The sequence below is a fragment of the Alteromonas sp. AWJ4_197 genome, assembly GCF_056160285.1.
In genome coordinates this window covers 187096-206353 of record NZ_JBSWWW010000006.1, presented here as the reverse complement: position 1 = coordinate 206353, position 19258 = coordinate 187096, and the positions used below count along the sequence as shown (strand labels likewise).

General features: G+C 50.6%; 15 protein-coding genes and 2 riboswitches. Of the genes, 1 reads left to right on the top strand and 14 read right to left on the bottom strand.

Annotated elements, in window-relative coordinates; all coding sequences use genetic code 11:
• Nucleotides 1-68: 68 nt before the first annotated feature.
• Both ACXAGC_RS14755 and ACXAGC_RS14750 read right to left on the bottom strand, forming a co-directional pair.
• Nucleotides 69-2324, bottom strand: coding sequence for a TonB-dependent siderophore receptor (locus tag ACXAGC_RS14755; protein ID WP_474844995.1), 2256 nt, complete (start codon nt 2322-2324; stop codon nt 69-71).
• A gap of 398 nt (nt 2325-2722) precedes the next feature.
• Nucleotides 2723-4411, bottom strand: coding sequence for a dipeptidyl-peptidase 3 family protein (locus tag ACXAGC_RS14750; RefSeq protein WP_474845357.1), 1689 nt, complete (start codon nt 4409-4411; stop codon nt 2723-2725).
• A gap of 270 nt (nt 4412-4681) precedes the next feature.
• On the opposite strand from ACXAGC_RS14750, the gene ACXAGC_RS14745 reads away from it, so the two are divergent.
• Nucleotides 4682-6679: a cache domain-containing protein gene (locus tag ACXAGC_RS14745; RefSeq protein ID WP_474844993.1), complete on the top strand. Its 1998-nt coding sequence runs from the start codon at nt 4682-4684 to the stop codon at nt 6677-6679.
• A gap of 49 nt (nt 6680-6728) precedes the next feature.
• Here the strand turns inward: ACXAGC_RS14745 and ACXAGC_RS14740 are convergent, their stop codons facing one another.
• From ACXAGC_RS14740 to ACXAGC_RS14685, 12 genes are all read right to left on the bottom strand, one after another.
• The gene (locus tag ACXAGC_RS14740) at nt 6729-8567 is read right to left on the bottom strand and encodes a TonB-dependent receptor plug domain-containing protein (protein ID WP_474844991.1); all 1839 of its coding nucleotides are present in this window, start codon (nt 8565-8567) and stop codon (nt 6729-6731) included.
• Between the two features lie 165 nt (nt 8568-8732).
• Nucleotides 8733-8886, bottom strand: a riboswitch (cobalamin riboswitch).
• Nucleotides 8887-8939: 53 nt separating this feature from the next.
• The gene (gene cobD / locus ACXAGC_RS14735) at nt 8940-9989 is read right to left on the bottom strand and encodes a threonine-phosphate decarboxylase CobD (protein WP_474844989.1); all 1050 of its coding nucleotides are present in this window, start codon (nt 9987-9989) and stop codon (nt 8940-8942) included.
• Nucleotides 9986-10948 carry a cobalamin biosynthesis protein CobD/CbiB gene (locus ACXAGC_RS14730; RefSeq protein ID WP_474844987.1) on the bottom strand — a complete coding sequence of 321 codons (963 nt, stop codon included), beginning with the start codon at nt 10946-10948 and terminating at the stop codon, nt 9986-9988. The genes cobD and ACXAGC_RS14730 overlap by 4 nt, the downstream gene beginning before the upstream one ends.
• Nucleotides 10941-11798 carry a cobalamin-binding protein gene (locus tag ACXAGC_RS14725; RefSeq protein ID WP_474844985.1) on the bottom strand — a complete coding sequence of 286 codons (858 nt, stop codon included), beginning with the start codon at nt 11796-11798 and terminating at the stop codon, nt 10941-10943. The genes ACXAGC_RS14730 and ACXAGC_RS14725 overlap by 8 nt, the downstream gene beginning before the upstream one ends.
• Nucleotides 11798-12391, bottom strand: a complete 594-nt coding sequence (cobO, locus tag ACXAGC_RS14720; RefSeq protein ID WP_474844983.1) for a cob(I)yrinic acid a,c-diamide adenosyltransferase — start codon at nt 12389-12391, stop codon at nt 11798-11800. The genes ACXAGC_RS14725 and cobO overlap by 1 nt, the downstream gene beginning before the upstream one ends.
• Before the next feature lie 88 nt (nt 12392-12479).
• On the bottom strand, nt 12480-13961 hold the full coding sequence (locus ACXAGC_RS14715) for a cobyric acid synthase (protein WP_474844981.1): 1482 nt from the start codon (nt 13959-13961) through the stop codon (nt 12480-12482).
• A complete protein-coding gene (locus ACXAGC_RS14710) occupies nt 13962-14588 on the bottom strand; it encodes a histidine phosphatase family protein (protein ID WP_474844979.1) in 627 nt (208 codons plus the stop codon).
• Entirely contained in the window at nt 14585-15118 is a 534-nt protein-coding gene (cobU, locus tag ACXAGC_RS14705; RefSeq protein ID WP_474844977.1) for a bifunctional adenosylcobinamide kinase/adenosylcobinamide-phosphate guanylyltransferase, read from the bottom strand. Before cobU ends, ACXAGC_RS14710 begins: the two co-directional genes overlap by 4 nt.
• Nucleotides 15115-15912 carry an adenosylcobinamide-GDP ribazoletransferase gene (locus tag ACXAGC_RS14700; RefSeq protein ID WP_474844975.1) on the bottom strand — a complete coding sequence of 266 codons (798 nt, stop codon included), beginning with the start codon at nt 15910-15912 and terminating at the stop codon, nt 15115-15117. Before ACXAGC_RS14700 ends, cobU begins: the two co-directional genes overlap by 4 nt.
• Nucleotides 15913-16986, bottom strand: a complete 1074-nt coding sequence (cobT, locus tag ACXAGC_RS14695; protein WP_474844973.1) for a nicotinate-nucleotide--dimethylbenzimidazole phosphoribosyltransferase — start codon at nt 16984-16986, stop codon at nt 15913-15915. It lies immediately after the preceding gene.
• Nucleotides 16987-17002: 16 nt separating this feature from the next.
• On the bottom strand, nt 17003-18013 hold the full coding sequence (locus ACXAGC_RS14690) for a FecCD family ABC transporter permease (RefSeq protein ID WP_474844971.1): 1011 nt from the start codon (nt 18011-18013) through the stop codon (nt 17003-17005).
• Complete coding sequence (locus ACXAGC_RS14685; protein WP_474844969.1) at nt 18003-18836, bottom strand: ABC transporter ATP-binding protein; 834 nt, start codon at nt 18834-18836, stop codon at nt 18003-18005. The genes ACXAGC_RS14690 and ACXAGC_RS14685 overlap by 11 nt, the downstream gene beginning before the upstream one ends.
• A gap of 164 nt (nt 18837-19000) precedes the next feature.
• A riboswitch (cobalamin riboswitch) is annotated at nt 19001-19142 on the bottom strand.
• Nucleotides 19143-19258 lie beyond the last annotated feature (116 nt).

Here is a 19258-nt window from a genome sequence, read left to right as displayed (position 1 = left end):
TCTGAAATCACACAACAAGTATGCGAAATGCTTTAACTACACCAGTATAAACGTGAGGGGAATTATCACTAAAAATCAAATGATACCGATGCAATTACTGTGCGCGGCGCACCTAAAGGGATACGCAGAACGGTAAAGCCAGCGCCATAGTATTCTTCATCAAACACATTTTTGGCTGCAAGTTGAAGACGGACATTTCCTGACTTCCCAACTATGCCCGAAGTCGGAAGCGTGAACCAAACCGATAAATCGACCAAAGAAACATCGCCCAGGTTTAACTGAGATGAAAGGTTCCCTTCAGCGTCCATAACCCGATCAGACTCATAGTAGTAGCCCGCACCAATACCAAGCCCTTCAAAATCTCCACTCTGCAATTCGTAAGATGCATAAAGGTTTAAAATGTTATCAGCAATACTTTCAGCTTGTCGTGTCACTCCGGCGCTATCCCTGTCTTCTGCATTGGTATATGCATAGGAAACTGAAATATTCATACCGTCCAGTGGCTGGCCTGTAACGCTGAGTTCAACACCATCAGAGGAACGCCCGTCAATAAATATGACGTTGCCGGCATCATCCAGGCCGTCGACAACGTTTACTTTATCGATACTATATAGTGTTAACGACCCCTGTACTTTACCGTTAAGCTGTTCGCTTTTTACACCAAACTCAAATTGTTCACCTTCTTCCGGAGCAATCTCTGTTACTTCGCCAGCATTGTTTGGCACAACAGCGTTAGGTTCAAAAGATTCTGCGTAAGAAGCAAAGAACGAAACCGTTTCAAATGGACGGTAGGTAAAACCTGCCTGTGGCGTTATGCCGGATGCACGAGTTTGAGCCAGTATGGTACCTTCGCGGTCGAACTCGTAATCGGTTTCGCTGTAACGAATTCCTGCAAGTACTGCAAATGACTCAGTAACATCAGTGAAGATGTTTGCATAATAACCTGTATCTTCATTTCTCCATGTATCAACTGGAACACCTTCTAAAGAAAAGCCATCGGAAAGTGTGTAAACCGGGTCGATAAAGCTATGAAAGGGAGCCGTAATGCCATCTGTTTGCGCACCGGTAACAAACCGGCGAGTGGTAACACTGTCAATATAATCTGCACCCACTATGATCTGATGTGTCATTCCTGCAAAGTCAAAACTTCCGCGTACTTTTACGTTAGCGAGGGTCGATTCGATGTCGCGGTCCCGACTCCCGTCCAGACGCTTAACTAAATATACGCGGTCGTCGGGATCATCATAAACAGCACCGGATGTGATGATCGCGGGGTCGAATAAACCAGTTGCATAACCCTGGTCGTTAATTGGCGTGTCTGCATCTACAACGAAAGCGATTCTGGGACGGGATTGCAAGTCATTGCCCGTTGAGTCCTCTCGTGCAAAGTTAGCTTCTATACTCCAATTGGTAAGGAATTCATGCTCTAAACCCAATTCGAGAATTTGATAGTCAACTTCAGCAATTTCCCAGGGACTACCGAAGCGCTGGCTATATGGCACATCCAGTAAATCGTTAATGATTTTAGGACCTTCGGAGGTCTCAATAGCTATTGTCCCTCTATCCAATGGGCGGGACTCATCACGCCATTCATAAGCAAGGTTCAACTGAGTGGTATCACTGACGAAATAGCGAGAAGAAAAAGCAATGGTATCGCGTTTGATCTCTGAAAAATCTCTGAAGCTATCAGAATTCTGTGTTGAAGCGACAACACGAATATCCAGATCATCGTTGACAGGTTGTGCGTAGTCAATCATGGCAAATTTATCGTTAAATGTGCCATAGCGCACCTCACCCGCGATGCGTTGTTTACTTAAGGGCCGTTTGGTGCGCACGTCTACAACACCACCAGGTTCAACCTGACCATACGTAATGGCTGCAGGGCCTTTAACCAACTGTACATATTCTGTGTTTGAAAGGTTGGTTTTAAAATTCGAAGTTACTTTAAAGCCGTTGCGATATACAGCATTACGTCTGAAGCCACGCATGAAAAAGTCGTCGTTTGTGCCGCCGAAGCCATCGCCGGCACTTACTCCGGGGGCATTTCTAAGCGCTTCTTCCAGCGTGGTAATTTTTCTGTCCAGAACGAGCTGTTCAGGTATGAGCGTGACGTTGCGAGGGTTATCTAAAAATGAAAGTTTCAGGCCTGTCGCACCATCTTTAGCTTCAATTATGTAGCGGGACTGGTTTGTACCAACAACGCTGATAACCTCAATCCCTTTTGTTCCGTTGGACGCCTCATCCTGTTCCTGACCCAGGACACAAGGAGAGTTGAGACCATAAAACATGGTGGCGAAAAGTGTGCTTAAAAGTGTTTTATTCATATCGCGACTACTATATTTCCTTGTACTATTCACTAATAGTAATAATTTTTATTCTCAGTTAATGGTAAGCTAATAGAAATGAGTCAGCAAGCTAATTACTTACATACAACAGAACAAAAGGAATAAAACAGCGGTGACCGGTGGAATAATAAATGTTTCAAGTGATCACATGCTCAGGACTTTAGTCTGTGATCTTCACTAAATAATTGAGTTTGATTTGTCTGCATGTCTTTTTTGTTAAGCTGCAACCGTCATCCGGGGGTAAAATATTGACTCACCAGGTGTGTAAACAACAGTGTCCTGAGATTTAGATCGTCGGGGTAAATTTAGGTTTGAAAACAATAAGGCCCCTTCTTCTGAAGTGGCCTTATTTACGGAGAGCAAACTGGAAGTCGTGTCTACAATCCCAGAACATCTTTACCTTGTTTAAAGGTAATATCGACAGGAATATTAGCGGCTTCGAGCTTCGCCAGGTCAGACGCTAATTCAGGTTTTATGACCCCCATTTCGTCCACCAGTTTTGCAACACCGTCGTAATCGCCGTCACCCTGATAAGTTAAAATCAACCGGCTTAATGCCTCTACCGCGCTGCCCATTTTTTCCATGTTTACGCTGTAGTAGCCGTCTTCATCTTTGGTAAACGCACCTTGTTGAGCAAAGAAGTTAAACCGGATCATGTTGGCTTTGCCGTGGGCCGAGCTGGCACCGAAACGCACGGAACGGAAAATCCCGGCAAGGAAAGTCACGTAGTAATCTTCAAGTACACCTTCAGTGATCTCGCCTTTTTCCAGCAGGCTCTGCACCATGTATAAACCGAGAATGTCAGCTTTCCCTTCTTCAAGGGCTGATGCATGTTCTTTCAGTGCGGCACGGACGGTGCTGCTGCCGTCCAGCGTGTTTTTGATACCCAGACCATGAGCAACTTCATGGAACATAGTATTGGCAAAAAATGCGTCGAAGGTGATGTGATTGCGCTGTTCAGGGGTGATAAGTTCATCTGCAATGGGCATGAGGATTTCGTCGAACTTGGCGCGCATGGCGTTTTTAAGCTGCAAACGACGTGTTCCTTTCGCCAGTTGTACCCGTTCATCGTTAGGCAGATTAATCGCTATGGTTTTACTGCCTGCATTGGAGTGGCCTGCATAGTAGATGACATCATAGGCGTTTAAATCAGCATCGGAGCCGGGCATTTCTGCTTTATAGGCATCCGGTACCGGTAAGCCTTTTTGCAACTCCGGCAAAAACTGCGCGTACTTAGACAGTTTGTCACTCCAGGCCAGGTCTTTTATCAGAACATAAGCTTCAAAGGCGGCACGGTAACCAAAAAGCTGATCTTCGTAGGTTTCAATGGGGCCAATCACCAGTTCAACAGGATTGGTTTTCATGTCCATCCAGGCCATATCAGACGCGTAATAATCGTTGCTTAACAGGGCGTCTGCCCGCAAATTCAGGTAATTCGCAAATTCTTCATTGCCGGCCAGTTTTGCGGCTTTTCTCAGCAGCGCCGCCGCTTCGGTAAGCTCAGGTTTGTATGCGTCTGAGTAAGGTAGGCTATGAAGGGAGCCGTCGTCCTTGCGTTTTACCAGCGAATAAAGGCCGTCCTTATCTGCAAAGTCTGCTGCAGCGAACTCCTCTTTAGTCATGTCGAGAGGATAGAATTCTGCGCCGGCAGGCTTGCTGTCTGTGTTTTTAAGAAAAGCGGCGTCACCGTTCAGGCGATCCCAGGGGCCATAATTAATATCTGCAAAACGGGCAACGTCTTCGTTACTGAAAGACTTCAGGAACGTATCTTTATCGCCACTGAACGCCTGCTTCCAGAAAAGTCTGTCCATGATGACAGAGGCATCGATGAGCAGCGAAAGCATGGCCTTCTGATCATCAGAAAAACGTGACAGATCAGTCGTTAATTCGACAGGCTTATAAATAGATAGTCGGGCAGGGTCGACCAGCAACTGGCCGGACTTTTCAGAAGCAGATTGCGCTTCAGGTGTATGGGGGGTTGTCGTTTCCGGTGCTTTTGAGCAGGCTGACAGCGCAAAAACGGCAGCAGCAACGGCAATACTCAAACGGGCTTTACGGGTATTCATTATCATCGTTATTTTTCCAAACAAGTTTGTCCCACCGATTGATACACAAAACATTGTGCATGTTCAACATCTGCTGCGGTCACTTGCGCTGAATATCCGTCTGTTAAGGGGAAGTCCTTTTAACAACTTGCACTGGCAGGACGCATAAAAAAGTTTAAAAAAAAGCCATGTTTAACAAAATTTATACAAACCGGCGTTTTAATATCTGCTAGGGTAATTTAAAAATGCTGATAAAAAACAATAATTTATACTAAAGTATAAGGTGTCACAGTGGAAGCGCTACTCAAAAATAATAAAAGTCAGTTCCTCGATATTTTTACAACAGTATCCGGTCATAAATCGAATCTGGTCAGTCTCAACAGCTGGTGGGATAAGGTGGCACTGGTCGGCAAAATCAATTCTCTGAATGTACCCCAGAGTTTACTCAGCAATATGCTTGAAACAAAAGCCGAATTCAGCGAACTGCAGGAAATTCTCATAGACAATCTGCTGTCTGAAAACACGCAGCAATGCGGAGTAAAAAATCAGGCTGTTGCGCAAACGCTGATTGATATACCAGTCCGAAATCTGTTTGAACGCACTGCAGACGTTGGATTTCTGGCAACAGATGCTGACATACTGGCATTCCTTAGTGATAGCACAGATCACGGGCCGGATACGTATGCCATTGTGAAACGCCTGACTGAATATGCTGCCAAGTATTCTGTCTATGATGACATTATGTTGTTTGATGAGACCGGACAGTTAAAAGCACAGATGGATACAGGCGCAGATATTTCCGGCGATGATCCGGTGATTGCAGAAGTACTGACCGGCGAACATGAATATCTGGAAATTTGTCGCTATTCTCCTCTGAGGCCAGCCTTTCCCCTGTCCTCCCTTTTCCTTGCGCCTGTGAAAGATCCTGAGACCCAACGTGTTACCGGCGTTTTATGCATGAGTTTCAAACTGGAAGGTGAGATGCGCAGTTTGTTTGCCGATCTGGATGACGGGTCCGGTGCGATCATGGCATTGCTCGATAAGCAGGGAAATACACTGGTGTCGGCTGACGAAGCTGTGCTACCACGGGGGACGGCGCTGAATGTCAGTCGCAGTAATCAGATCATTACTCTGGGTAAGCATGAGTACTACTGCACCGTAGCCCGCACGCGTGGCTATCAGGGCTATGCGGGGCTTGGCTGGCAAGGATGTGTTTTGCTGCCGTTTGCCAGCATGTCGGCACATCCTGAGAACAGTGAAGGAAACAGTGACGATGTTCAGCGCTGGCGCGGCTTTTCACCGGCATTGAGTAACATACGTCACAAGGCGAAAATTGTGACTGAGGATTTGGATCTCGTTGTGCTTAACGGACGGATAGCTGCTGCCCGCAGTGATGCTGACGAGTTTATTCCCATTCTGGAAGAGATCCGGCAAATTGGCCGGCAAATGCAGTCAATTTTTACCGACTCAGTAAGTCAGTTGATGAATACTGCGCTGAACACGCATTACGACGGACTGATTTTTCAGGCTGCTCTTGCCATCGATATCATGGACAGAAATCTTTATGAGCGGGCGAACGATTGCCGCTGGTGGGCACTCACAGGGTTGTTTCAGAGTGTACTTAACAAGCGCCGGAGTTCCCCTGATGATGCTGCGGCAATGGCCGGCGTGCTTGGCTATATTAACGATCTCTATACTGTTTATACCGGCCTGTATATTTATGACCGGGATGGAAAAATCGTTGCTGTTTCCCGTCCGGCAATGAAAGCGCTGGAAGGAACCACGGTTCATGCTGATACTGGGGCCGGACAGGTGTTTAACCTGAAAAGCTCGCAGCAGTTTTGTGTATCAGAATTCGTGCCCTGTCATTACTATGAGGGTAAGCATACCTACATTTACAACGCAGCGATTACCGCAGACGGTCAGGTAAATGGTGGGATTGGACTGGTCTTCGACAGCGGACCCGAGTTTAAACAAATGCTGGAGGATGTCACCGGCGGGGAAAATGACGGTATATTTGGTCTGTACACCGACAGGAACGGGTATGTGATCAGTACCACTGACAATGCAAACTGGCGAACCGGTGACAGAATCACGTTGCCGGATACCATCAGTAAAGGTGGTAACGGGCACAAAGGTGCAGGTATTCATGAGATTAACGGCGAGGAATATATTCTGGCTTTTGCCGTATCGAAAGGCTACCGGGAATATAAAACGTCAGATGGTTATCATAATGATGTTATTGCTATTATCGGTGAGCCAAATCAACCGGTAAAATCACAGCAATAAAAAATGGCTGCCCGGGGCAGCCATTTTTGTCTGTATTAATGCACAACTATCAGAATGCGTAAGTCAGACCTACGTGGGCTGCCCGTCCACGTGAACGGAATGCTGATGCGCCCTGGTAATCTTCATCCAGCGCGTTTTCAACGCGACCAAATACGTCCAGGTGCTCATTAACACTGTAACGTGCGCTTACATCTACCAGTGCATAGTCTTTCAGCTTGACGCCACTGTCGACAGCATCAGCGACCAGACGGACGTTAGCTTCTGCGGTCAGTGCTTCGTACTGATACATAACCCCTAGTGAACCCAGTTGCCGCGGCCGGCGGCTTCGCTGAGCGCCGGTGGCATCTTCGGTATCGTTATAGGTATAGTTAGCTTTCAGTAACCAGGCGTCTGTTACCGCCCACTGACCAATCAGCTCGACACCGTCAGAATACGACGTGCCGGATTCCTGCAGATAGCCGGAGTAAGTGGCGAGATCAAAAGAAATGGCGTCTTCGATTTTTTGATCGAAGTAAACCACCTCAACAGATGTGCCTTCAGACGGGGTAAATTGCAGGCCGATCTCGTAACCTTCGGAGGTTTCTTCTTTCAAATCGATGTCTGAAGCAGGGGCATAACCGAAATCACGGTTATACTGAATTTCGTACAGGCTCGGCGCGCGGAAACCCGTTCCGTATGCTCCACGTAATTTCAAATCACCCTGTTCCAGCGCCCAGATGTATGCAGAACTGAGACGGAAGCTGACATGTTCGCCAAAATCTTCGTTATCATCGTAGCGAACGCCGGCGGTGGTAAATAAGTTTTCAGTGAATTCGCTTTGTAGTTCGGCATAGTAACCGGTCTGTGTACGGCTTTCTCCGGAAGATGTAATGCTCTCTTCCTCCCAGTCGATACCGTAAACTACGTTGTTCTCAGCATTTAACTGCGTATTACCCAGATATTCGACCCGCTCGATATTCCCTTTCGTGAAGTAGCTTTGCTCGCCGAGAGTCAGGTTTTCACGCTCTACCAGGCTTTTCGAGTACGCCAGTTGCTGGTTACCTGAATCTGTTTCGTAGTTAGCATTTACGCGAAAGTTGGTCTGTTTGAAATTGCTCTGACAGTCGTCTACGTAACCATCGCTGTAGCAATGGTCATACTCACCTTCACCGTCGTTATTACGGACAACAAAACCCAGAGATAAATCTTCAACCGGACGAACATTCACGCGGGCGTGCACGGTGGTATTTTCATAACCGTCATCATCCTGCAGGGTGGTGTCGTCCAGACGTGCGTTAAAGCCATCCGTTGAGTAATCAGATACTGACAAATACCCATCAACCCGTTCTGTACCTGCACCCACTTCACCGGCAATGTTATTGGTGTTATACGCGCCGGCAGAGGCGGACACGCTGCCAAATGTACCTTGTTCAACACGGCCGGTCTGGATGTTGATAACACCACCGGCATCTGCGCCGTATACCAGGCCTTGTGTACCACGGAGGATCTCTACCCGCGACACATTGGCGCTCTGTAACTGACCAACATGAGGTTGAACCTGTGTGCCGGTAGGATCAGAGATGTCCACGCCGTCAATACGGATAAGCGTACGGTAACCTTCTTCACCACGGATCCGCAGTGCCGAAGTCGAACCGATACCGCCGCTGTCAGTCACATGAATGGATGGCTGAATGCGCAGTACTTCTGCCAGGTTGGCATAACCGCGAAGTTCGATTTCTTCCTGCGTAACAACAGATACGGAGGTTGCCAGTTGCCGCAGTGGCGTGGCAATACGGCTTGAAACGACAACGTGTTCAATAGTGTCTTCTGTACTGCCTGCGTCTGCCGCCATCACAGATGTAGCAGCGCAGCTCATAGCAACGGCCAGGGCCAGTTTGCTGGTTTTCATGTGTGTTCCTCAATCTTATTGGTGTCAACGATTGAAGGAGGGAAAGGGAGTGCGGAAACGTAAAGTCAGTTTAGCCTGAACATCCGGCATGGTGTTACATGCAGGAATGAAATGCATAAGGTAGTCACGAACAATGCAATCCGATGAAGCCCTCCGCTTCATTCGTAAAAAACTGTCTGACAGGCCGGTGTCGGGCTGAATGCATTAACTGCATTGTACCGTTGCGGGGGCAGCGGTGGATTAGAACCACACTTCCCGTTTACCTTACCCAAATACACATCGGTGTGTACCGGTAAGCACCTGAAACAGCGGGCGCAACCTTACAAACAGGAGAAGCTAAAGTCAATGTGAACAGGCGGTTTGCTACTAAATTTACGGCCTTTCCATGATCCCGCTCACCCTGGCGACAACTTGTGCCAGGCGAGGTCTTTGCGAAACAGTGACCATACCAAACCGCAGAGCGTCTTTCTCATCGGTAAGACGGGGATAAACCCCCTCTGCACAGAATGCTGCAAACAGGTCCGGAGCGCGGGGATGTGGCATGGTGCAAAAGAGCGGCGTGCCCGTACATTTAACGCCGAAGTGCGTTGTCAGTAGTTTACCAAGCCACAATGCAGACTCGTTGAGCTGCCGGCGCTGAGCAGATTGCCATGATACATCGTTAAATGCTGACTCCAGCACATGCAATGCCGGCCCGTTAATCTGCCAGGGGCCCAGTACCGCGGAGCAACGCTCCCGCCATTGACGGGATGCAAACAAAAAGCCGGCGCGGATGCCGGCAAGACCAAAGAACTTCCCTGCCGAGCGCAATACCATTAAGTTTTCCCCGTGCAGAGACTCCAACATGGAATGTTCCGGTGTGCAGTCCATAAACGCCTCGTCAATGATGAGGAGGCCGTTCAGCGCATGCAGTTGTTCCTGAACGGTAGCGAGTGTGGTCCTCTCTTCAAGGGTGCCTGTCGGGTTGTTCGGGTTTATCACTACAACAATATCGCCGCTTTTAAGTGCGGTCAGATGAGGGAGATGCCGGTACCGGTAAACCGGTACGCCGATGTCTGCCCAGGCTTTTTCATGTTCCTTGTAACCGGGGTGCGGCACCCATACACGGGGTGGTTTGCGACCGGCGCGGCTGACTATGGCAGGTAAGTGCTGAATAACGCTCTGTGACCCGGCAACCGGCAAAAGGCTTTCACAGCCATAATAGTCTGAGGCTGCCTTAAGAAACGAAGGGGTAATTTCGGGCAGACGGTGCCAGGCTGAAGACGGTAAATCCGGTAGCGGATAACTTTCCGGCGCAATACCAGTGGATATGTCCAGCCAGTCTGCAACCGGCCGGTTATATTGCTGTGCGATTGTATGCAGGCGGCCACCATGCTCAAGCGGTGACGGAGAAGATAATGGAGTTAAAGGTGATGACTTCAAAATGAAAGTGCCCCCGCAGCGAATATGGCGGAAAAGAGAGATACTACGACACAGAATATCTCCGCAGCTTTACTTACCAGAGTGAGACTTTGCCGGATATGCTCCGGCTTTGGGTTGCTGCCCCTGCCCAGCAGCGGTACCGGCACAGATACGCCGTGATAAACCGGCGTCCCGCCACCTATGGTCACGCCCAGCGTATTTGCGCCGGCAGCCATAACCAGCCCGCCATTGGCGCTTTTATAGGTCGCTGATTGTTTCCGGCTCTTAGCCAGGTTGGTAAACAAATGTCCCGGATGTTTTTGTAATAAGTAGCCTGTGGCAGTAAGCCAGGCGCCGGGCAATGCCATCAGATCGTCAGCTTTAGCAGCTGCCCGGCCGAAGTAAAAGTAACGGGCATTTTTGTAGCCCCACATGGCATCCAGTGTGTTCACCAGCCGGTGGAGCAGGGCGAATGCAGGTCCTCCGGCTGCGAAATAAAACAACCCGGAGATAACAGCGTCATTCCCGTTCTCCAGCACGGATTCAACCGTGGCGCTGGCCATCTCGTCTTTGCTCAGGCTGGTTGTATCCCTTGAAACCATATAACCGGTAAAGTGTCTGGCGGTGGTGAGCTCGTCTCTGCTCAGCGGCCCGGCAATCTGTAGCGCATGAACACGCAAGCTCTGCAGGCCGGTACATAAATAAAGCGTGAGTGCGCTGAACGCAATGTACAGCCAGCCGTTCAACGTCCATTGTAAATAAAGTACCAGGCAAAAGGCCGGCGCGGTAAGTAATACTAACGCCAGCGAACCGGTGACGACACTGAGTGATGACGCCGGGGCACGGTTAAGAAGATGCTCAACCTTGCCGGCAAGGGTTCCGAAGCCAACCAGCGGGTGACAGCGTGCTGGTTCGCCCAATACTCTGTCAAGGAGCAGGGCCAGCCACAACACCAGCGGGATGACTATCCATTCATTCATCAGAGGCGTAAAACTGACGAGCTTTGTCTATGCCTTCACACATACTTTCCACTTCCCCGAGCATGCGGGTGGTCATGCGGTGAACTTTGTCTGCATCCGGTGTGAGAATGAATGCATTTTCTACGGAGGGAATGCCGGGCCACTTTTGCCAGTCCATTTTGTCCGGCTGTCCCCGTCCGTGGGTTGAAGGCTGAATAATGACCTGTGGTCTGGCTGACAACACCTGCTCGAGGCTGACCTGAGGATAATCGTCATCGATACTGGCAAAGATATTGTCTCCGCCACATACCGCGATTTGTTGCTGCAACCAGGCTTCGCCGGCTACTGTGCGAAGGGGCCGGGCCCACAGTTCATAAAATACGCTCACCGGCGCGGCAGATTTATACGTGTTTTTTAACTTCTCAAGACGCATAAGATAGTCATCTGCAATGCGGTTGGCGGTGGAGTCCCGGCCTGTGATTTGCCCTAACAAGCGGATCTCTTCTGCCACGTCTTCCAGTTTGCCCGGTTGGGTGTACACCACATTAATGTTGTATTTCTCCAGCCGCAGTAAATCTTCAGCGGGGTTACCGGTTCGCCAGGCAACCACAACATCCGGTCGTAACTGGAGAATTTTTTCAATCTGTAAGCGGGCGTAGTTGCCAATTCTCGGAATGGATGAGGCAGCCTGCGGGTAATCGGAATGGTCGGTGGTGGCAATGATTTGATCGCCGGCACCGATTTCATACATTGACTCAACCAGATGCGGCGCCAGGACGATTAACCTGAGTTGTTGTTTCTGTATATCGTCAGCACGGACGGCGACAGACAGAAATAAACAGAGAAAAGGCAGCAGAAAGCGCAATCTCATCACCAGTCGATTCCTTTTTGCGCTTTAATGCCGGCGTCGAAGGCATGTTTGCGGGATTGCACTTCACTGACGGTATCTGCGATATCGATAACTGCGCGGTGGCAGGCACGTCCGGTCACGACCACGCTCTGGTTCACAGGGCGGTTTTGCAGGGTCTCAATAACGTCATCGAGGTCAAGATACTTGTAGGTCAGCATGTAAGTGATTTCATCCAGCAGGACCACATCAATGGACGGATCGTTGAGCCAGATCTTCGCCTGCTCCCAGGCTTTGGTGGCGGCTTTAATATCAGTGTCTTTGTCCTGAGTTTCCCAGGTGAAGCCGGTTCCCATCACGTGGAAGGGTACACCAACCTGTTGCAGCAAATCCCGTTCGCCGCAAGGCCAGGTGCCTTTGACAAACTGTACCACGGCGGCTTTCAGACCGTGACCTGCTGCCCGCGCGACAGTGCCGAAACCTGACGTTGACTTGCCCTTACCGTTTCCGGTGATCACAATCAATATGCCCCGTTCTTCCGTGGCCTGTGCAATGCGCTCGTCTACTTTCTCTTTTTGCGCCTGCATGCGCTTTTTATGTTTATCCTGTTCACTCATGTTTTGTACCTTTTACGTTTTCAGGGCTGTGCCTGTCACTGATGTTCTGACCGCAACGCACTATACGTGGTTACCGGCTGACAATGGATTACGTTAAATTCAGGATCGCGTTAAGTTTCGTCCAGTCCAGATACTCCTCACACATGCTGGCAAGACGTGAGATTTCCCGTTCCTGTTGAACCTCGTAAGGCTCGGCTAAATCTGTTTTTAGTCCTGCCCAGTCAATAATGTGCTGCAACGCTTCCGGCGAATCAAAAATGCCGTGTAAGTAAGTACCTGCTACCTGATTATCGTTACTGATACAGCCGTCTGGTCTGCCATTTTTTAGTATGGAAAAGGGCTGCTGTCCCGGCACTACCGTGCTTCTTCCTGCATGAATTTGATAGCCGCTGACAGGAATACAGTCTGCCTGATCTAAACAAAGTTGACCCTCATCACGGGTCAGTTGCTTTTCTTTTTCGAGACGGGTAGAGACGGGCAGATATCCCAGTCCCAGGCTGCTGCCGGCTTCATCTTCAATACCGTCCGGATCGTGAATGTCTGTACCCAGCATTTGATAGCCGCCGCAAATTCCCAGTACTTTTCCTCCGTAGCGCAAATGCCGGTTAATATCATTGTGCCAGCCGCACTGGTGCAACAGTGCCAGATCGCCGCGAACATTTTTGCTGCCCGGTAAAATGATGAGATCAGCGGGAGGTAAGGGACTGTGCTGCGGCACAAACTGCAGATTGATTTGCGGATGGGTGCGCAACATATCGAAATCTGTGTGGTTGCTGATGCGGCTGAAAACCGGCACAACCACGTTCAGAATCGCCTGTTCAGGGTTTGTATACTGAGAGGCCTGAATCGCATCTTCAGCGGCCAGTTGCAGGTTGTGCAGGTAAGGCAGTACTCCTAAAACCGGTTTGCCGGTCTCCTTCTCAAGCCATGCCAGCCCGGATTCCAGCAGACTGATATCGCCGCGGAATTTGTTGATCACCAAGCCGCATATTCTTTCACGCTCACTGTCAGAGAGCAGGGCAAGAGTGCCCACCAGTTGGGCAAACACACCACCCCGGTCAATATCGGCAACCAGAATAACCGGACAATCTGCAGCTTCGGCAAAGCCCATATTCGCAATGTCACGGTCGCGCAGGTTAACCTCTGCCGGACTGCCTGCACCTTCAACAATTACCCGTTTATACTTAGCGGTAAGTCTGCGGTGCGATGCCATGACGGCTTCCATGGCGATAGTTTTGTACTGGTGGTAAGGCGCAGCCTGCATGTTGCCAATGGCTTTACCATGCACAATTACCTGTGCGCCTGTGTCGGAAGATGGCTTCAGCAGAATAGGGTTCATATCGGTGTGCGGTGCAATGCCCGCTGCCTGTGCCTGCACTGCCTGCGCACGGCCAATTTCACCACCTTCTGTTGTTACCGCACTGTTTAAGGCCATGTTTTGCGGCTTGAAAGGGGCTACGGTGTATTGTCTGTTCTTCAGACACCGGCACAGGGCGGCAACCAGCATACTTTTTCCGGCATCGGAAGACGTGCCCTGAACCATTAACGTGGTATGACTTTTATATCCCATTTATCTGTCTGCTCCGTTTACAGCCGGTGGCGGTACGCCAATAAACTGAATGGCTGGAAGGGCATCAGCATAATCGCCAATGGTTATCCGGGTCAGACTACCGTAGCCGATAGTCAGGTGTTGATACACGCTGGCCTGTTGCCAGTCGATATTCAGTAACCGGGCGATGATCTGGCGAATCACACCGCCATGGGTGACAACCAGACAATGTTGCCCTTTTACATCATGCAGCAGGGTATGCCAGGCATCCATCACACGCTGATGGAATTCAGCAAGGGGTTCTCCTCCCGGCAGCGGACAGGAAACCGGTTGTTGCCAGAATGCTTCCATTGCCGGCCACTTATCACCTGCGTCATCAAAAGGCAGGCCGTCCACCTCACCAAACCGGCATTCTGCGATACCGGACATCAAAGACAGCGGGGCGGCAAGGGCTTCACTTAATGCCACAGCACCTTTGCGGCAGCGCTGCAAAGGAGAGGAAATGAGCCGGTCTGCGCTACAGACGTGGGGCAATTGAGACATCATCTGCTGTAAACCGTTGCCACTGAGAGGCACATCGGTTTCGCCGTAAAGTGCCGGTTTTCCTGCTACTTCACCGTGTCTGAGTAAATCGATGGTGGTCGTCACAATCCGCCACCATTTTTCAGTGACAGGGGCAGGCCGGCAGCCACAAAGGTCACGTTGTCAGCCACTGCAGCCACCGTCTGATTCAGCCAGCCGGCGAGATCCACAAACCGGCGGCTGACAGAATCGGCAGGAATGACACCAAGACCCACTTCATTCGCCACCACGAAGGTGGGGCCGGTACGGGTACTGAGTACATCTGTAAGTGCGCCAAACAGTGCCGTAAAATCCTGATCCGGATAATGATACAACTGGTTATTGAGCCACAGTGTCAGGCAGTCGGTAAGCACGATATCATCTGCAGGCAGTGCGGCCAGCGCCTCAGCCAGCAACAGCGGCGCTTCAACAGTTTGCCAGTGTGACGGACGGTCCTGGCGGTGGCGCGCAATACGTAACTGCATTTCCTCATCAAGGGGCGTCGCTGTGGCGATATAGTGAACGTGTTGCACACTCTGTGCAGCGGCTTGTTCTGTAAGAGTCTGTGCGTAGCGGGATTTGCCTGAACGGGCGCCGCCGGTAATAAAATGGATCACAGGTTACCTCCGGCTACGGCTGCGAAGAACAGATAAATCAGCAACTCCTGGCATTGTTGCGCTGCGCCGAGGGTATCACCGGTAAACCCCTGAATGTGTTTCTGCATACGATTTTTCAGCACGCTGCGCATCAACAGGCAGGCTGCAAGCAACAGCAGACTGTGTGCTAACGGAATAAACAGCAACATCAGACCGCCGGTAATAAACAGAAATGCCATTGAAGCTGTATTGTAAGGCACTGCAAACGGCATGCTCTTACTGGCTTTACCGCTGAGATCGCCGGTGGCATAGGGAAGATGCTGCACATGGCTTAGCGCGAATGCGCGGGAAAGCGGACAGGCGGTCAGTAATGCCGGGAGCAGCGCATCCTGTGCAGCCAGTACCGACAGCAGTAACCATTTGCCCACCAGTGCGCCGGTGAGTGCGCAAACACCGTAGGTACCCAGCAGGCTGTCTTTCATGATTGTCAGTTTGTGTGCTCTGTCCCGGCCGCCGCCGAATGCATCGGCCGTATCGGCAAGACCATCCTCATGGAAGGCGCCGGTGAGCATAAGGCTGAGTGCAATCATCAGAAAAACACTGATTTCAGGGGCGAAGACTAACGACAGCACACTGTAAAAAGCATAGAGAATAAGGGCGACTAGCCAGCCGGTAAGCGCAAAGTATTTACCGGCATCGTGCATGGCTTCGTCGCTGTAGGCTACATATTTGCCTACAGGGATACGGGTGAAAAAACTTAACGCCAGCAGAAAACTGGCAGTATGCCGGTTAAACCCGGAAATACGATGACTCATTTACAGCACCACTTTCGCACTTTCAAAAGAGGCCATGTCGTTATAGAAGGACGCAGCAGCTTTTAATAGTGGCAACGACAACGCCGCGCCGGTGCCTTCACCCAGCCTCAGGCCTAAATCCAGCAAGGGCGTGGCATTCAGTTGCTCCAGCACAAACTTGTGCCCCCGTTCCGCTGAGCAGTGACAAAACACCATATAATCCCGCACTTCGGGGGCAATTTTTGTCGCCAGCAGCGCCGCAGCAGAGACAATAAATCCGTCGACCAGAATGAGCTTGCCCGCCTGTGCGGTTGCCAGCATTGCGCCTGCTATCTGCCCGATTTCAAAGCCGCCGGTGTGAACCAGTGCCTGTTCAGGACTGACGGGTAAATTCCCGCAGGCAGTTTCAGTTCTGGCCATAGCCTGTTCCAGTAAGTTTTGTTTCACCGTTAACTGTGAGTCGTTAATGCCGGTGCCTTTGCCGGTTAAATTTTTAACCGGTTCGCCGGTGAGCGCACTGACCAGAGCGGCTGCCACACTGGTGTTGCCAATGCCCATTTCGCCAAAGCCCACCACATTGCAGCCTTTACCGGTAATGCATTTAGCCACGTCGGCACCATGCAGTATGGCCAGTTCGGCCTCCATGTCAGACATGGCCGGTTGACGGGAGATGTCATGACTACCGGAAGCAACCCGTTTAACGATGTAATCTTCATGGGATACCGGCAGTGCTTTTATCATCCCGCAATCGATGACTTTCAGAGCCAGCCCGTTGGTGGCACAAAAGGCATTGATGGCTGCGCCGCCATTGAGGAAATTCAGTACCATCTGCTGAGTCACAGTCTGCGGGGCAATACTGATATTATGGGCAGCAATACCGTGGTCGGCAGCGAACACCAGCATGGCCGGTTGAGTAATGTAGACAGGTTGAATCGTTCCCTGCCATTGCATCAGCGCCAGTTGCAACGCCAGTGACTCAAGTTGGCCCAGTGCTCCCGGCGGCTTAGTTTTGCCATCTATATGCCCGCGGATCAATGGCTCCGGTTCGCGGTTTAATGGCGGGACTGACCAGAATGTACTTTCAAATATCGACATAAATTATGACTTGTCCTCAGGTCTGACGCTGTCGCATGACCAGCAGAAAGAAAACACTGCCGATGGCCGACGTGATAATACCGATGGGTATTTCCCTTCCGGTAAAGGCTGTGCGGGCGAATACATCTACCCACACCATGAAAAATCCGCCGAGCAGCGCGCAACCAATGAACAGGGTGCGGCTGGTGACGCCCAGCCAGTGCCTGACAATATGCGGGATCATCAGACCCACAAAACCAATGCCACCGCAGTAGGAAACAATGGCAGCTGTCAGAGCGGCGCACAGCAGTAAACATAAAACGCGCATCCTGGTGACGTTCACGCCCAGTGTGCGGGCGCTTTCATCGCCCAGCAACAATGCATCAATCTGCGGTCCGTACAGGTACAGCACGCCGGTACTTGCTGCCACAATCAACAGCATGGCCCAGGCATACCAGCCTTCCACCCGCGCCAGCGAACCCATGAGCCAGAACACCACCTGGTTGGCAGCGAAAGGGTCACCGACAAACAGTAAAAACTGGCTGAGTGCACTGAGCATGAAAGACACGGCAACACCTGCCAGTAACATGTGTTCTATGCGTCTGCCGAAAGTAGTGTGTGACAACACCTGCACCAGCAGTACAGCCAATACCGCTCCGGCTAATGCAGATGCGGGCAGGGCGATGCTGTACATTTGTGCCGGAAAACCGGCTTCGCTGCCGGCAGGGCTGTTAAACAGCAGGGCGGCAACGGCTGCACCGAGTCCTGCGCCTGCAACAACACCGAAAAGATAAGGATCGGCCAGGCCGTTCCGGGTGACATTCTGCAGTGTTGCGCCGGCTACAGACAAACCTGCACCAACAAGAAAGCCGGTGAGTACGCGGGGAGCACGAATTTCCATAAAAATCGCCTGATCAACCGGATCGGCACATTGTACGAATACGCACTGAAAAATTGTGTCTGCGGATAATGATGCAGCACCAAAAAACAGTGACAGTACAGGGGCTGAAAGTGCCAGTAATACCAGCAGGATCCATTTAAACTTCATGGGGTTGTCCTGAATGCTGTTGCCATTGATGCTCAGTATTTTGTGGCATGAACTCTACACGGGCAGAGCCGGGTGAATGGCCTTTGTGGACGGTACAGGGGATCCTGAATGTGTCACTCAGCCGTTCTGCTTCCAGGACCTGTTCCGGTGTGCCGGTGGCAACGGCTTTACCGTTGTTGAGCAAAACAACGTGATCGCAGTAGGCGGCAGCCAGATTTAAATCATGCAAACTGACAATTACGGTTTTCCCGTGTTGCTGACAAAGACTGTGCAGCAAATGCAGAACCTGGTGCTGGTAATACACGTCAAGGTGATTAACCGGTTCATCCAGCACTAATAGTGATGCGCCCTGTACCAGAGCTCTGGCGATAAGACATCGTTGTTGTTCACCCCCGGACAACTCACTGAAAAACTGGTCCCGTTTGTCGCTCAGGCCTACATCGTTTAGCGCGCAGTCCACCACCTGCATGTCGGCTTTGGTGTAACGGGACAGCAGGTTTTTATGAGGCAGAAGACCCATGGTCACCACCTGGCGGCTGGTCAGGGCAAATACAGTATCGTTTACCTGATTGACCACGGCGATTTGTCTGGCCAGTGCCTGAGGAGAAAGGGTATTAAGGTGCTGGCCCTGCCATATAACCTTGCCTTTACTTTGCCGCTGGCCGGTGAGGATTTTCAGTAAACTGGTTTTGCCCGCCCCGTTGGGGCCCAGAACACCATGAAACTGACCGCCGCAAAAGGAAAGAGTCATATCATCAAGAATGACTTTGTCACCGGCTTGTAACCGGATAACTTCAGTTTGTAAAGCCGTGGTTGTGGTCATGGTGTTCTGCCGCGTCAATCCGGGCGCAGGAGAAAACACCGGTCAGAACCGGTACAGGCAAGGTCTCCTGCCAGAAGATGTGGCAGGGACAGTGTCACTGTCTTCGTGTTTTCCCGCACGAGTTAAGTATTTAAATGGTTATATTTGCACCATGATGTCTGTCAAAAGGCGCAAGGCCGGAGTTTGGTATCTGACTTTGCTGACAGGCAGCATTACAGTTGCGGGTACAGTTCCGGATTTTCACCGGATTCCCAATCAGGCTGCTCATTATCTGATGAGTACAGCACCTCCGGAACGTGTGCCGGAGTCTAGCAAGTTTTCTGCTGGCTGACGAGTTCGCTGATACATATATCAACGATTTACCTGGCCGTTGATGCCACAATACTTTAGGTGAGAAAACGTATGACAGAAGAAACGCCTGT